The 14390-nt window shown below is 73.4% G+C and carries 16 protein-coding genes; 14 read left to right on the top strand and 2 right to left on the bottom strand.

All coding sequences use genetic code 11. The annotated features are described in order from the left end of the window. Positions 1-122: 122 nt before the first annotated feature. The 14 genes from ffh (at position 123) to ACTG9Q_RS07500 (ending at position 11709) form a co-directional block, all read left to right on the top strand. Positions 123-1643, top strand: coding sequence for a signal recognition particle protein (gene ffh, locus ACTG9Q_RS07435; protein WP_455571871.1), 1521 nt, complete (start codon positions 123-125; stop codon positions 1641-1643). Next, positions 1640-2722 carry an amidohydrolase family protein gene (locus tag ACTG9Q_RS07440; protein WP_455571872.1) on the top strand — a complete coding sequence of 361 codons (1083 nt, stop codon included), beginning with the start codon at positions 1640-1642 and terminating at the stop codon, positions 2720-2722. The genes ffh and ACTG9Q_RS07440 overlap by 4 nt, the downstream gene beginning before the upstream one ends. Positions 2723-2772: 50 nt before the next feature. Continuing rightward, the gene (locus ACTG9Q_RS07445; protein ID WP_455571873.1) at positions 2773-3528 is read left to right on the top strand and encodes a CPBP family intramembrane glutamic endopeptidase; all 756 of its coding nucleotides are present in this window, start codon (positions 2773-2775) and stop codon (positions 3526-3528) included. Further along, on the top strand, positions 3525-4271 hold the full coding sequence (locus tag ACTG9Q_RS07450; protein WP_455571874.1) for a LamB/YcsF family protein: 747 nt from the start codon (positions 3525-3527) through the stop codon (positions 4269-4271). Before ACTG9Q_RS07445 ends, ACTG9Q_RS07450 begins: the two co-directional genes overlap by 4 nt. A gap of 149 nt (positions 4272-4420) precedes the next feature. Further along, complete coding sequence (gene rpsP / locus ACTG9Q_RS07455; RefSeq protein ID WP_455571875.1) at positions 4421-4879, top strand: 30S ribosomal protein S16; 459 nt, start codon at positions 4421-4423, stop codon at positions 4877-4879. Then, on the top strand, positions 4876-5115 hold the full coding sequence (locus ACTG9Q_RS07460) for an RNA-binding protein (protein WP_054050002.1): 240 nt from the start codon (positions 4876-4878) through the stop codon (positions 5113-5115). Before rpsP ends, ACTG9Q_RS07460 begins: the two co-directional genes overlap by 4 nt. Positions 5116-5120: 5 nt before the next feature. Next, the gene (rimM, locus tag ACTG9Q_RS07465) at positions 5121-5636 is read left to right on the top strand and encodes a ribosome maturation factor RimM (protein WP_455571876.1); all 516 of its coding nucleotides are present in this window, start codon (positions 5121-5123) and stop codon (positions 5634-5636) included. 2 nt (positions 5637-5638) lie between these two features. Then, positions 5639-6406, top strand: coding sequence for a tRNA (guanosine(37)-N1)-methyltransferase TrmD (trmD, locus tag ACTG9Q_RS07470; RefSeq protein ID WP_455571877.1), 768 nt, complete (start codon positions 5639-5641; stop codon positions 6404-6406). Between the two features lie 137 nt (positions 6407-6543). Continuing rightward, positions 6544-6903 carry a 50S ribosomal protein L19 gene (gene rplS / locus ACTG9Q_RS07475; protein ID WP_455571878.1) on the top strand — a complete coding sequence of 120 codons (360 nt, stop codon included), beginning with the start codon at positions 6544-6546 and terminating at the stop codon, positions 6901-6903. 831 nt (positions 6904-7734) lie between these two features. Further along, positions 7735-8769, top strand: a complete 1035-nt coding sequence (lepB, locus tag ACTG9Q_RS07480; protein ID WP_455572035.1) for a signal peptidase I — start codon at positions 7735-7737, stop codon at positions 8767-8769. Positions 8770-8820: 51 nt separating this feature from the next. Then, complete coding sequence (gene lepB, locus ACTG9Q_RS07485) at positions 8821-9627, top strand: signal peptidase I (RefSeq protein ID WP_455572036.1); 807 nt, start codon at positions 8821-8823, stop codon at positions 9625-9627. A gap of 10 nt (positions 9628-9637) precedes the next feature. Continuing rightward, positions 9638-10543, top strand: a complete 906-nt coding sequence (gene lepB, locus ACTG9Q_RS07490; RefSeq protein ID WP_455571879.1) for a signal peptidase I — start codon at positions 9638-9640, stop codon at positions 10541-10543. A 64-nt stretch (positions 10544-10607) separates the two neighbouring features. Continuing rightward, complete coding sequence (locus ACTG9Q_RS07495; protein ID WP_455571880.1) at positions 10608-11345, top strand: ribonuclease HII; 738 nt, start codon at positions 10608-10610, stop codon at positions 11343-11345. A gap of 40 nt (positions 11346-11385) precedes the next feature. After that, positions 11386-11709 carry a DUF2469 domain-containing protein gene (locus ACTG9Q_RS07500; RefSeq protein ID WP_451897463.1) on the top strand — a complete coding sequence of 108 codons (324 nt, stop codon included), beginning with the start codon at positions 11386-11388 and terminating at the stop codon, positions 11707-11709. Here ACTG9Q_RS07500 and dprA read toward each other — a convergent pair. Then, the gene (dprA, locus tag ACTG9Q_RS07505; protein WP_455571881.1) at positions 11699-12835 is read right to left on the bottom strand and encodes a DNA-processing protein DprA; all 1137 of its coding nucleotides are present in this window, start codon (positions 12833-12835) and stop codon (positions 11699-11701) included. The two genes, ACTG9Q_RS07500 and dprA, sit on opposite strands and share 11 nt — an antisense overlap. A gap of 38 nt (positions 12836-12873) precedes the next feature. After that, positions 12874-14388, bottom strand: a complete 1515-nt coding sequence (locus ACTG9Q_RS07510) for a YifB family Mg chelatase-like AAA ATPase (protein ID WP_455571882.1) — start codon at positions 14386-14388, stop codon at positions 12874-12876. Between the last annotated feature and the right edge of the window lie 2 nt (positions 14389-14390).

Consider the following 14390-nt stretch of genomic DNA (forward strand, 5'->3'; position numbering starts at 1 on the left):
GTCGGTGCTGTGTGGGTGCCGCGCCGGGGCGGAACAGCGCGACGACGGCCGCACCCGCCGACCGGCCGCTATCCCGGTACGCTCGGGGTCACGTCCCCGCAACCGCATGGAGTGCCGCACCCGTGTTCGACACCCTCTCCGACCGGCTCGCATCGGTCCTGCAGAACCTGCGGGGCAAGGGCAGGCTCAGCGACACCGACATCGACACCACCGCGCGCGAGATCCGCATCGCGCTGTTGGAGGCCGATGTCGCGCTGTCGGTGGTGCGCGCGTTCATCGCCAAGGTCAAGGAGCGGGCCAAGGGCGTCGAGGTCTCCGCGGCGCTGAACCCGGCCCAGCAAGTCGTCAAGATCGTCAACGAGGAGCTCGTCAACATCCTCGGCGGCGAGACCCGCAGGCTGAACCTCGCCAAGACCGCGCCGAGCGTGATCATGCTCGCCGGCCTCCAGGGCGCGGGCAAGACGACGCTGGCGGGCAAGCTGGCCCGCTGGCTCAAGAACCAGGGCCACGCCCCCCTGCTCGTCGCCTGCGACCTCCAGCGGCCCAACGCGGTCACCCAGCTGCAGGTCGTCGGCGATCGCGCCGGGGTCGCCGTCTTCGCGCCCGAGCCGGGCAACGGCGTCGGCGACCCGGTCGAGGTCGCCCGCCGCAGCATCGAGGAAGCCAAGCGCTCCCACTACGACGTCGTCGTCGTCGACACCGCGGGCCGCCTCGGCGTCGACGAGGAGATGATGCGCCAGGCCGCGGACATCCGCGCCGCCACCAGCCCCGACGAGGTCCTGTTCGTCGTCGACGCCATGATCGGCCAGGACGCGGTCACCACCGCGGAGGCATTCCGCGACGGCGTCGGCTTCACCGGCGTGGTCCTCACCAAGCTCGACGGCGACGCCCGCGGCGGCGCCGCGCTGAGCGTCCGCGAGGTCACCGGCGTACCGATCCTCTTCGCCTCCAACGGCGAGAAGCTCGAGGACTTCGACACCTTCCACCCCGACCGGATGGCCTCGCGCATCCTGGGCATGGGCGACCTGCTGACCCTGATCGAGCAGGCCGAGCAGCACTTCGACCAGGCGCAGGCGGAGAAGGCCGCGGCCAAGATCGGCACCGGCGAGCTGACGCTCGAGGACTTCCTCGAGCAGATGCTCGCCGTGCGCAAGATGGGCCCGATCGCCAACCTGCTGGGCATGATCCCCGGCTCCGGCCAGATGAAGGACGCGCTCGCCCAGGTCGACGAGAAGCACATCGACCGGCTGCAGGCGATCATCCGCGGCATGACCCCGGCCGAGCGCGCCGACCCGAAGATGATCAACGCCTCCCGCCGGGTGCGCATCGCCAACGGCTCCGGCGTCCAGGTCCGCGACGTCAACGACCTGGTCAACCGGTTCTTCGAGGCGCGCAAGATGATGCAGCAGATGGCGGGCCGCTTCGGCATGCCCGGCGGCGGGCGCAGCGCCACCAAGAAGCAGCCCAAGGGCCGCAAGGGCAAGAAGGGCAAGGGCAAGGGGCCCACGCAGCCGCAGCGGCGCGCCGGGTTCCCCGACCTGTCCCAGCTGCCGCCGAGCCTGCAGCAGATGCCCCCCGGCTTCGGCATGGACCAGCTGCCCCCCGGGTTCGACCCGTCGAAGCTGAAGTTCCCCAAGCAGTGACGGCTCTGCACCTGCGCGGTGCCGTCCTCCCCGACGGCGCCGAGCGGGACCTGTGGATCGTCAACGGCCGCGTCCGCCTCACCGAGGTCCCGGACGCGCGCACCGTCTTCGACGGCGGCTACCTGCTGCCCGGCCTGGTCGACGCGCACTGCCACGTCGGCATCGGCCCGCAGGGCCCGGTCGACCTGGAGACGGCCGCGCGCCAGGCCGAGGCCGACCGCGACGCGGGCGCGCTGCTCCTGCGCGACTGCGGCTCGCCCATCGACACCACGCCCCTGCAGGCGCGCCTGGACCTGCCGCGCATCATCCGCGCGGGCAGGCACCTGGCCCGCCCCCGCCGCTACATCCGCCACCTCGGCATCGAGATCGACCCCGACGAGCTGCCGCGCAAGGTCGCCGAGCAGGCCGCAGAGGGCGACGGCTGGGTCAAGCTCGTCGGCGACTGGATCGACCGCGAGCGCGGCGACCTCGCCCCACTCTGGTCCGACGACGTGCTCAAGGAAGCCATCGCCGCCGCCCACGACGCGGGCGCGCGGGTCACCGCGCACGTCTTCGGCGAGGACGCCCTGCCCGGCCTCATCGCCGCGGGCATCGACTGCGTCGAGCACGGCACCGGCCTCACGCGGGAGACCATCGCGGAGATGGCCCGCCGCGGCACCGCCCTGGTCCCGACGCTGATCAACGTCGAGAACTTCCCCGGCATCGCCGCGGGCGCCGAGAAGTTCCCGACCTATGCCCGGCACATGCTCGACCTCCACGACAACGCCCGCGCCACCGTCGCCGCCGCCATCGAGGCGGGCGTGCCGGTCTACGCCGGGACGGACGCGGGCGGCGGCATCGCGCACGGCCGCGTCGTCGACGAGATCATCGCCCTGCACCAGGCGGGCATGAGCGCCGCGGACGCGCTCTCCGCGGGCTCCTGGGGCGCCCGTGCCTGGCTGGGGTACTCCGGGCTGACCGAAGGCGCCGCCGCCGACGTGCTCGCCTTCGCCGAGGACCCCCGCGACGACCTGTCCACACTGCGCAACCCCGCGCTCGTCGTGTTGCGGGGCAGGGTGGTCGGCCAAACCGTACGGTGATCCCGTTAACCTCGGGCATCTCGTGGTGATCCGGACCTGTCGGAGGTGTGATGGTGTCGACGCCTGACGCCGCGGCGGCGCCCCCGCCGTCGCCTGTCCGGGACCACCGCTGGGGCTTCGGGGCCTTCCTGCTGGTCTACGCGGTGTTCGTGCTCTCGGCCGTCGTCATCGGCGCCCTGCTCGGCAAGCCGCGGCCCGGGGCGATCGACCCCATCGCGGTCATCCTCATCGGCACGGTCGTGCCCACCGTCCTGGCGACCGGCACCGCCCTGCTGGTCACCGTGCTGCGCGGCAACGGCCCTCGCGTCGACCTGCGCTGGTCCTTCACCAGGGAGGACCTGCGCATCGGGTTCAAGTTCGGGCTCATCGGCCTGGTGGTGACCACCGCGGCGGCGGCGGTGTGGACCAGGGTCGTGGGGGAGGACAACGCCACGTCGTCGCTGGGCAGCCTGGTCGACGACCAGCGGATGCCGGTCATCGCGGCCGTCCTGCTGTTCCTCTACGTGTGGCTCGTCGGGCCGCTCTGCGAGGAGATCATCTACCGCGGGCTGCTGTGGGGCGCCCTGGAGCGGCTGCGCTGGGGGCGCTGGGGCCAGTGGCCGGTGTTCGGGCTCACCACCGTGATCTTCGCCATCAGCCACCTCGAACCGCTGCGCACGTCGCTGCTGCTGGTCATCGGCATCCCGATCGGCCTGGCCCGGCTGTTCAGCGGCAGGCTCGGCGCGAGCGTGATCGCCCACCAGGTCAACAACTTCCTGCCCGCGCTGGCGGTGCTGCTGATCTCCCTGGGGGTGATGACGCCGTGAGGATCGATCTCAACAGCGACCTCGGCGAGGGCTTCGGCGTCTGGCGCCTCGGCGACGACGACGCCCTGCTCGACGTCGTGACCTCGGCGAACGTGGCCTGCGGGTTCCACGCGGGGGACGCCTCGACCATGCGCGCCGTCTGCGCGGCGGCGGCCCGGCGCGGGGTGGCCGTCGGCGCGCAGGTGTCCTACCGCGACCTCGCCGGGTTCGGCCGCCGGTTCATCGATGTCGACCCCGTGGTCCTGGCCGACGAGGTGCTCTACCAAATCGGCGCCCTGGACGCGTTCGCCCGCGCGGCGGGCACCCACGTGAGCTACGTCAAGCCGCACGGCGCGCTCTACAACGCGACCGTGCACCACGAGGCGCAGGCGGGCGCGGTGTTGGCCGGGACGCGGGCGTACGGGGACCTGCCGGTGCTGGGGCTGCCCGGCTCCCGGCTGCTCGCCGCCGCAGGCTCCCGCGGCGTCCCCGAGGCGTTCGCCGACCGCGGCTACACCCCCGACGGGACCCTCGTGCCCAGGTCGGAGCCGGGTGCGCTGCTCACCGACACCGACGCCGTCGTGGCCAGGGCGCTGCGGCTCGCCGTCGACGGCGAGCTGGTCGCCGTCGACGGGACGGTGCTCACCGTGCGGGCCCGCTCGCTGTGCCTGCACGGCGACACACCCGGCGCCGTCGCCCACGCCAGGGCCGTCCGGGAGGCCCTGGACACCGCCGACGTGGAGGTAGTTCCGTTCGCCCGGTAAGCGTCTGGCACAATTGGCGGCTGTCCGCGGCAATCGGACCCTCTCACCGTGCCGTGGGCCCACAAACCCGCAGGATGTGGCGGCTCGACCCCACGGGGCCCACCCGCGTCCAACCCGACGTACACCGCTTCCAAGGAGCACCCAGACCCGTGGCTGTCAAGATCAAGCTGCAGCGCCTCGGCAAGATCCGCGCGCCGTTCTACCGCATCATCGTCGCCGACGCCCGTACGCGCCGCGACGGCAAGGCCATCGAGACCATCGGCCGCTACAACCCCAAGACCGAGCCCAGCCTGATCGAGGTCGACTCCGACCGCGCCCAGTACTGGCTGGGAGTCGGCGCCCAGCCGACCGACGCCGTCAAGCACCTGCTCGAGGTCACCGGCGACTGGCAGAAGTTCAAGGGCCTGCCGGGCACCGAGGGCACCCTGCGCTTCGCCGAGCCCAAGCCGAGCAAGCAGGAGCTGTTCGAGGCCGCGCTGAAGGCGGCGGGCGAGGAGCCCACCACCGAGGCCATCAGCCCCAAGCGCAAGTCCGCGCCGAAGAAGGCCGAGCCGAAGGCTGAGGCGAAGCCCGAGACGGCGGCTGAGCCCGAGGCCGCGGCCGAGTGAGCGCCCTCGCGGACGCCTTGGAGCACCTGGTGCGAGGCATCGTCGATCACCCCGACGACGTCCAGGTGGAGCTGGTCACGACCCGTCGTGGCCGCACCCTCGAAGTGCACGTCAACCCCGAGGACCTCGGCAAGGTCATCGGCCGGGGCGGCCGCACCGCGACCGCCCTGCGCACGGTGATGGCCGGCGTCGGCGGGCGCGGCATCCGTGTCGACGTGGTCGACACAGACCACTGACGCACATGGCTGAGGTGGTCGTCGGCCGGGTGGCCAAGGCGCACGGCATCCGCGGGGAACTGACCGTCGACGTGCGCACGGATTCGCCGGAGGAGCGCTTCGCCCTCGGCGCGTCCGTCGACGCCCGCTTCAAGGACGGCACTGTCCGCGTACTCACCATCGCGGCCGCCCGGTGGCACTCCGGGCGGCTGCTGGTGCGCTTCGAGCAGGTCCCCGACCGCGACGCCGCCGAGGCGGTCCGCGGGGCACTGCTGCTGGCCGACCAGGCGGCCCTGCCGCCGCCGTCGGACCCAGACGAGTACCACGACCACGAACTGGTCGGCCTGGCCGCCGTGCTGGGCGACGGGACGGTCGTGGGCACCATCCGCGACATCGAGCACACGGCCGGGACCGACCTGCTGGTCGTGGCCCGCGCCGAGGGCGCGGACGTGCTGGTGCCCTTCGTCTCGGCGATCGTGCCCGAGGTCGACGTCCCCGGCGGTCGGGTCGTGCTCGACCCGCCTGAGGGGCTGATCGAGTAGCCGTGCGCGTCGACATCGTCACGATCTTCCCGGAGTACCTCGAGCCGCTGAGGGCTGCGCTGCTGGGCCGCGCCATCGAGCGCGGCCTGTTCAGCCTCGACGTCCACGACCTGCGCAAGTGGACCCACGACGTGCACAAGGCCGTGGACGACAGCCCCTACGGCGGCGGCCCCGGCATGGTGATGAAGCCCCAGGTGTGGGGCGAGGCGCTCGACGAGGTCTGCGCGGGGGAGCCCGCCCGGCTCGTCGTGCCGACCCCGGCCGGGCGGCCGTTCACCCAGGCCATGGCCCAGGAGTACGCCACCGTGCCCCGCCTGGTGTTCGCCTGCGGGCGCTACGAGGGCATCGACCAGCGGGTCGTTGACGACGCCGCGCGGCGGATGCCGGTCGACGAGGTGTCCATCGGCGACTACGTGCTCGTCGGCGGCGAGGTCGCGGTCATGGTGATCGTCGAGGCGGTGGCCCGGCTGCTGCCCGGCGTGCTGGGCAACCCGGCCTCGGCCGCCCAGGACTCCTTCTCCGACGGCCTGCTCGAAGGCCCCAGCTACACCCGCCCCGAGGTCTGGCGCGACCTGGCGGTGCCCGACGTGCTGCGCTCGGGCAACCACGCCGCCATCGCCCGCTGGCGCCGCGACCGTGCCCTGGAGCGGACCCTGGACCGCAGGCCCGACCTGCTGGCCGCGCTTGCCGAAGACGCCCTCGACCTGCGCGATCGCGCCGTCATCGGGGACCTGACGGGGGTCGATTTCGGAAGTGCCCCCCCGGTCTGACATACTTTCCGGGTTGCCGCGCCCGGCACCTGCCGATGCGCGCCGCAGACCACCCACTGGCCGGCTGTTCGGTTGCACGCCGCCCGCGGTCGGCCTGTAAGACGACCAAGTTGCTCAGCACTGAGGACGGATTACCGATGAACACCCTGGATGCCCTGGACGCCAAGTCGCTGCGCTCCGACGTCCCGGCCTTCCGCCCGGGTGACACCCTCAAGGTCCACGTCCGAGTCATCGAGGGCTCGCGTGAGCGCGTCCAGGTGTTCCAGGGCGTGGTCATCCGCCGCCACGGCGGCGGCGTCCGCGAGACCTTCACGGTCCGCAAGATCTCCTTCGGTGTCGGCGTCGAGCGCACCTTCCCGGTGCACACCCCGAACATCGCCAAGATCGAGGTCGTCACCCGAGGCGACGTGCGCCGCGCGAAGCTGTACTACCTCCGCGAGCTGCGCGGCAAGGCCGCCAAGATCAAGGAGAAGCGCGAGCGCCAGCCCGCTTCCTGACGCGGGGAGCACATCGGCTCACGTACTCTGACGTGCGTGGTCGATCGCCCTTCCCGACGCGTGCCTCCGGGTGCTCGCGCACCCCAGGAGCAGCACCGGGACCCGCTCGACCGTCGGCCCGAGGTTCCACCCACCGCGCCCCGCAACGGGATGCCGGTGAACGGCGCCTCGGGCCTTCGCCGTCCCCAGGCAGGTCCGACGGACGCCCAGTTCTGGTTCGGCGCCCCGCTGTCGGAGGACGCGCTGCCCCCGCTGGAGCCACCCGCCAACGGCCACCCCGCCGGGCCCGCCCACCCGCCGCCCCGACCGGGTGACGCCACCCCCGCCGCGGGCCGGGAGCGCCGGGGTCCGGCCGAGACCGGCCCGCCGTCGATCTTCTTCACCCCCGCTCAGCCCGACCCGCGCTGGCCGACCCCCGCGGACTCGCCGTCGCTGCGCTTCCCCCCGGCCACGCCCGACCACGAGCACCGCACCGAGCCCCTGTCCCGCCGGGCCGTGCCCCCGCCGGACACCTCACAACACATCACCGAACCGGTCTCGCGGCGCGACCTGAAGCCCGGCCCCAGCCCCAGCCCCGGCCCTGACACCGGCGCCGACACCGAGACCACCGCCGTCATCCCGCAGGTCCCACCGCGGCCCAAGGCGCCCAATGGGCAGGCATCCGGTGCTCAGGCACCCGGTGGCCAGGCGACCAACGGGGAGGCGACCGCCTACACCCCCCGGCGCGCCCTGTTCGATGACGAGCCCCCCACCGCGGACGAGCCACGCAACGGCGAGGCGACCGCGTACACCCCACGCAGGGCCCTGCCCGACGACGCGCCCGCGCCCGCCATCCCCGGCGGCCGAGACAGCCGAGACGGCGATGCCACCGGGCACGTCCCACAGCGCGCCCCACTCGACGGACAAGCAGGCAGGGACGAGTCGCGGGCTGAGGAGCCGCGGCCCCACGAGCCGCGGCCCGACGGGTCCGGCGAGGTCGGTGGGTCCGGCGAGGCCGGTGAGTCCGGTGAGGCGGCGGAGTCCGGCGACGAGCCCAGGCACGGCAAGCACCGCCGCGAGCCCCGCAGGCAGCCGCTGTGGCGCGAACTGCTCACCCTCGTCGGTGTCGCGCTGGTGCTCACCTTCCTGATCCAGCACTTCGTCGGCCGCGTCTACTCCATCCCGTCCGGGTCGATGGAGCAGACGCTGCACGGCTGTCCCGGCTGCACCGGCGACCGCGTGTTCGTCGACAAGATGGTCTACGACTTCCACGACCCGCTGCCCGGCGACGTCGTCGTCTTCCAGGGGCCGAACTCCTGGACCGGCGAGGAGGTCAGCATCGACGGCAGCGGGGACAACCCGGTGCTGAAGGGCCTGCGGTACCTGGGCTCGCTCGTGGGCGTCGCCCCGCCGGACGAGCGGGACTTCGTCAAGCGGGTCATCGCCATCGGCGGGCAGACCGTGGAGTGCTGCGACGCCGAGCACCGGGTGATGGTCGACGGCAAGGCGCTCGACGAGCCCTACGTCCACTGGGAGACCGGCGGCCCCGACGAGCGCCAGCGGTTCGCACCCGTTACGGTGCCCGAGGGCACACTGTGGGTCATGGGGGACAACCGCGGCAACTCGGCCGACTCGCGCATCCAGGGTGGCGGCGGCATCCGCGGCGTCGTCCCGATCACCAAGGTCATCGGGAAGGTCCGGGCCATCGTCCTGCCGCCCTCGCGCTGGCAGGGCGTCGGCGACCACAACCCGCAGGCGCCCCCCGCGATCGCCGCGCCCGCCTGGCAGCAAGGGCTGCCCGCCGGGATCGGCCTCGCCGCGGCGTGGCCCGTGCTCTGGCTCGGCCGCCGCGTGAAGAAGTCCTTGATCAGCAGGAAGGCGGATTAGGTGTCGGAGCCAGACGGTGCCGGGGCGAAGGACGACCACGGCGCCGAGAACATCGACGTCGCCGAACCCCGTAAGAAGGACAAGAAGAAGCGACCCTTCTGGGTGGAGTTGCCCATCCTCATCGGCGTCGCGCTGGTCCTGACCATCCTGATCCAGTCGTTCATCGCGCGGGTGTTCGTGATCCCGTCGGAGTCGATGGAGCAGACCCTGCACGGCTGTCCCGGCTGCACCGGCGACCGCGTGCTCGTCGACAAGGTCACCTACTACTTCAACGACCCCGAGCCCGGCGACGTCGTGGTCTTCGAGCGGCCCGACACCTGGGACAGCTTCGGCGGCGCGACCCGCTCGTCCAACCCGGTGGTGTCCTGGTTCCAGGACTTCGGCGCCCAGTTCGGCCTCGCCGAGCCCAGCGAGGACGACGTGGTCAAGCGGGTGATCGCCGTGGGCGGTCAGACCGTGGAGTGCTGCGACGAGCAGAACCGGGTGAAGGTCGACGGCAAGTCCCTGACCGAGCCGTACCTGTACAAGGTCGACCCGTCCGCGGACCAGGCCCAGTTCTCCCCGATCACCGTCCCCGAGGGGATGCTGTTCGTGATGGGCGACAACCGCAACAACTCCCGCGACTCCCGGTCGCAGGGCGGCGGCGGCCCCAACGGGCTGGTGCCGGTCGACAAGGTCGTCGGCAAGGCCCGCACGATCATCCTGCCGCCCTCGCGCTGGCAGGGCGTGGGCGACCACGACCCGCAGGCGCTCTCCGCGCCCGCGTGGCAGGCGGGCATCCCGGCGGGGATCGGGCTCGCCGCCGCGTGGCCGGTGCTGGTGCTGAGCAGGCGGCTGCGCGCGGCCGTGCGCCGGTAGGGCCGGGCCCGTGTCGGACGAGGACAGGCCGGAGCAACCGGAACAGCCGGAACAGGCCGAACAGCCGGAACAAGCCGAACAGCCGGGCAAGCCCGGGAAGCCGCGCAAGAAGAAGCGGCCGTTCTGGGTGGAGCTGCCCCTGCTCATCGGCGTCGCGCTGGTCCTGACCATCGTGCTGCAGACGTTCTTCGCGCGGGTGTTCCTCATCCCCTCGGAGTCGATGGAGCGCACGCTGCACGGCTGCCCCGGCTGCTACGGCGACCGCATCCTGGTGGACAAGGTCGCCTACTGGTTCGGCGAGCCGACCCCGGGCGAGGTCGTCGTGTTCGAGCGGCCCGCCACCTGGACCCACGCCGAGATCGGCGGCACGCGCTCGGACAACGCCGTCGTCGGCTGGCTCCAGGACATGGGCTCGGCCTTCGGCCTGGCAGAGCCCAGCGCGGACGACGTGGTCAAGCGGGTGATCGCCGTGGGCGGTCAGACCGTGGAGTGCTGCGACGAGCAGAACCGGGTCAAGGTCGACGGCGAACCGCTGACCGAGCCGTACCTGCACTGGCAGTCCGGCCGCGGCGACGAGCGCCAGGCCGAGTTCGGCCCCGTGACGGTGCCGCCGGGCATGCTGTTCGTGATGGGCGACAACCGCAACAACTCCGGCGACTCCCGCACCCAGGGCGGCGGCGGGGCGAACGGGCTGGTGCCCGTCGACAACGTCATCGGCAAGGCCCGCACGATCATCCTGCCGCCCGCGCGCTGGGGCGGCGTCAGTGATGACAACCCGCAGGTCCTCTCCGCCCCGGCATGGCAGGCGGGCATCCCCGCGGGCATCGCGCTGGCCGCGGCCTGGCCGGTCCTCTGGCTCACCCGGCGGGTGCATAGGCTTCGATCGTCAGTGCCCTCCGGTAGTAATTGCCGGTAGTGATTGATCGCCCCATCGGACGGCGGCATCCTTGGCGGGTGCGCCGGGTGAAAGGAGCGCTTGGTTGACAACGGCTTTGCGCCCGCCCCGCGCCGTGCTGCGGCGCGACTCGGGCAACTGGGGCCTGCAGACCGCGCTGCACCGCCGCGGCCTCGGTCCGGTCGCGGGCGTCGACGAGGCGGGCCGCGGCGCGTGCGCCGGACCGCTGGTCGTCGCCTCCTGCGTGCTGCGCCCGGGCGACGCCGCCCGGCTGGACGGCCTCACCGACTCCAAGCTGATGACCGCGACCGCCCGCGACCGCATGTACGACCTGGTCCGCGCCCGCGCGGTCGACTACGCCGTCGTGGTCATCCCGCCCGCCGAGGTCGACGGCCGCGGCGTCCACGTCGCCAACATCGAGGGCATGCGCCGCGCGGTCGCCCGCCTGGACGTGCACCCCGGCTACGTCCTGGTCGACGGCTTCCGCGTGCCCGGCTTGACCGCCCCCCACCTGCCGGTGCTGAAGGGCGACCAGGCCGCCGCCTGCGTCGCCGCCGCCTCGGTGCTTGCCAAGGTGACCCGCGACCGCATCATGGCCGAGCTGCACGAGACCATGCCGCAGTACCACTTCGACGTGCACAAGGGCTACTGCACGCCGCTGCACAGCCGCGCGCTGGTCGAGCACGGGCCGACCCCGGAACACCGCTGGTCGTTCGTCAACGTGGCCGGCGCGGGCCGTCGGCATGGACTGCGCGCGCCACACCGGGTGGCGCTGAGTGTGGCGGCGGCGGCCGTGGTCCAGAATGGTGCGTCTCCGCAGTGAGCGGCAGGCTTGGAGCACGACCAGGAGGGGCGCGCGGCACATGAGCGCGGAGGATCTCGAGAAGTACGAGACCGAGATGGAGCTTCAGCTCTATCGGGAGTACCGCGACATCGTGGGCCAGTTCGCCTACGTCGTGGAGACCGAACGACGCTTCTACCTGGCCAATGGGGTGGACGTCCAGGTCCGAGACGCCGATGGCGAGGTGTATTTCGAAGTCCGCATGTCCGACGCCTGGGTGTGGGACATGTACCGGCCCGCCCGGTTCGTCAAGAACGTCCGCGTCATCACGTTCAAGGACGTCAACGTGGAGGAGCTCGACAAGCCCGACCTCCGCCTGCCCGAGGACGGTCCCTTCAACGGCTGAGCACGGCACGGCGCCACCCCCCGTCGCCCTCGGCGGCCAGGCCGGTCAGCTCCAGCTCGGTCAGCAGCGCCCGCACCCGCTCCAGCGGCACGCCCGCCTCCGCTGAGACCTCCCGGGCGGAGAGCCCCTTGCGGGGCCGCAGCGCCTCGTGCACGCGCAGCGCGTCCGCGCCCAGCCCGTCGGTGGGGCGGGTCGGCCCTGTCGCGGGCTCGGCCAGGTCGGCGCCGATCGCGCCCACCTGCTCCAGCACGTCGGCCACCGAGCACACGGCGGTGGCCGTGCCGGAGCGCAGCAGCTCGTGGCAGCCCGCCGACATCCCCGAGGTGATCGGCCCGGGGACGGCCAGGACCGCCTTGCCGAGGGCGCCCGCCGAGGACGCGGTGTTGCGGGCGCCGCTGCGCACCCCGGCCTCGACGACCACGGTGCCCGCCGTGAGGGCGGCGATCAGCCGGTTGCGCACGAGGAAGCGGTGCTTGGCAGGCCGGGTGCCCGGCGGGTACTCGCTCAGGACCAGCCCGGTCTCGGCGATCCGGTCGAGCAGCGTCGTGTGGGCGACGGGGTAGGGCTGGTCGACGCCGCACGCCAGCGCCGCGATCGTGCACCCCTCGGCGGCCAGCGCGCCGCGGTGCGCCGCGGCGTCGATCCCGAACGCCGCCCCGGAGACCACCGCCAGCCCGGCGGCGGCCAGCCCGTACCCGAACTCCGCGGCGACGTGCTCTCCGTACGGGCTCGCCGCGCGCGCTCCCACGACCGAGACCGACCGCTGGAGCGCCTCGTCGAGCCCGGGTCTGCCCCTCGCCCACAGGCCCAGCGGTGGCGCCGCCCACCGCAGGCCGCGCGCCCACGCGTTGGCCAGCGACAGCAGCGGCCAGCCGGGCCACTCCGGGTCTTCCGGCACGATCAGGCGTCCGCCGACCCGCTCGGCCTCGGCGAGGTCCGCGGCGGCCTGGTCGATCTCGCGCCGCGCCGAGGTCTCCTGGCGCACCGCGTCGGGCACGTCGTCGGCCCGCACCCGCGCGGCCGCCGTGACCGGCCCGACCCGGTCGACCAGCATCGCCAGCGCGGCCGCGGGCGGTTCGGCGACGCGGAGCAGGTAGGCGCGGGCCAGGCGGATCTCGTCAGTCATAACAGGTTCCCCTTCGGATGAGTGTCTACTGTGGATGTTCAGGCCGCTCTGCGGTCGCGGAACTGCAGGGCGGTGGCCACGTGGTCGGCGGTGGGTGTGGCGACGCCCGCCAGGTCGGCGAGCGTCCAGGCGACGCGCAGGCAGCGGTCGGCGCCGCGGGCGGTCACCACGCCGGTGGCCAGGCCGCGGTCGAGCAGGGCGGTCGCCTCGCGGGGGAGGCGGTGCTCCCGGCGCAGGGTCGGGCCGGACGCCTCGGCGTTGGTGCGCCAGCCGTGGGCCGACCAGCGGCGCAGCGTCCGCGCGCGGGCCTCCTCGACCCGGGTCCTGACCTCGGCGGTGCCCTCCGGCGCCGAGTCCTCGGTGCGGGACATGGTCGTGATGGGTTTGGTCCGCACCCGCAGGTCGACCCGGTCGAGCAGGGGGCCGGACAGCTTGCCCAGGTAGCGGCGCCTGGCCAGCGGCGAGCAGGTGCAGTCGGTTTCCCGGGGCGGCGCGCAGGGGCACGGGTTGGTGGCCATGACCAGTTGGAACCGGGCGGGATAGCGCAGGACGCCGTCGCGGCGCGCCAGCCTGATCTCGCCTTCCTCCAGCGCGGTGCGCAGCGCTTCGAGCCGGTCGCTGCCGAACTCGGCCACCTCGTCGAGGAAGAGGATTCCGGTGTGCGCCCGGCTGATCGCCCCGGGACGGGCCAGGCCCGCGCCGCCGCCGACGAGCGCGGGCACCGAGGTGGTGTGGTGCGGGGCGATGAACGGCGGGCTGATGATGAGCGGGGTCTCGGCGGTGAGCGCGCCCACGACGGAGTGGATCGCCGTCACCTCCAGCGCCTGGTCCCGGCTGAGGGCCGGGAGCAGGCCGGGCAGGCGGCGGGCCAGCATGGACTTGCCCGTCCCCGGTGGCCCGGTCAGCAGCATGTTGTGGCCGCCCGCCGCGGCGATCTCCAGGGCCCAGCGGGCCTCCGGCTGCCCGACGACGTCGGCGAGGTCGACGGTGGAGTCCACCGGCCTCGGCGGGACCGGCTCCGGTCGGCTGAGGCTGTCCTCCGCGCCGCGCACCCAGGCCAACACCTCGACCAGCGTGCTCGCGCCGAGGACCTCCATGTCCCCGACCAAGGACGCCTCGGCGAGCGCGTCGCGCGGGACCACGGCTCGGCGCAGACCGGCCCGCCGGGCGCCCAGCAGGGCGGGGAGCACCCCGCGGACCGACCGCAGCCTGCCGTCGAGGGCGAGCTCGCCGAGCAGGACGGTGTCCGCCAGCGCCCGCGCGGGCTGCTCGTCCTCGGCGACCAGCACCGACACGGCGAGGGCGAGGTCGTACCCCGCGCCGCCCTTGGGCAGCGCGGCGGGTGACAGGCCGAGGGTGACCATCTGGTCGGGCCAGCTCAGCCCGCTGTTGCGGGCCGCGGCCCGCACCCGGTTCCTGGCCTCGCTCAGCGCGGCGTCGGGCAGCCCGACGATGTGCGTGCCGGGCTTGCCCCCGCCGATGTCGGCCTCGATCTCGACCGGAATCCCGTCCACCCCGAACAGGGCGACGGACCAGGCGCGGGCGATGGCCATCA

It is taken from the genome of Actinokineospora lacus (genome assembly GCF_053813445.1).

Bases quoted from the DNA above. Each gene is read 5' to 3' on its own strand.
- dprA (WP_455571881.1), bottom strand. From the start codon at position 12,835: ATGACTGACGAGATCCGCCTGGCCCGCGCCTACCTGCTCCGCGTCGCC.
- rplS (WP_455571878.1), top strand. From the start codon at position 6,544: ATGAACACCCTGGATGCCCTGGACGCCAAGTCGCTGCGCTCCGACGTC.
- ACTG9Q_RS07510 (WP_455571882.1), bottom strand. From the start codon at position 14,388: ATGGCCATCGCCCGCGCCTGGTCCGTCGCCCTGTTCGGGGTGGACGGG.
- ACTG9Q_RS07500 (WP_451897463.1), top strand. From the start codon at position 11,386: ATGAGCGCGGAGGATCTCGAGAAGTACGAGACCGAGATGGAGCTTCAG.
- ACTG9Q_RS07445 (WP_455571873.1), top strand. From the start codon at position 2,773: ATGGTGTCGACGCCTGACGCCGCGGCGGCGCCCCCGCCGTCGCCTGTC.
- rimM (WP_455571876.1), top strand. From the start codon at position 5,121: ATGGCTGAGGTGGTCGTCGGCCGGGTGGCCAAGGCGCACGGCATCCGC.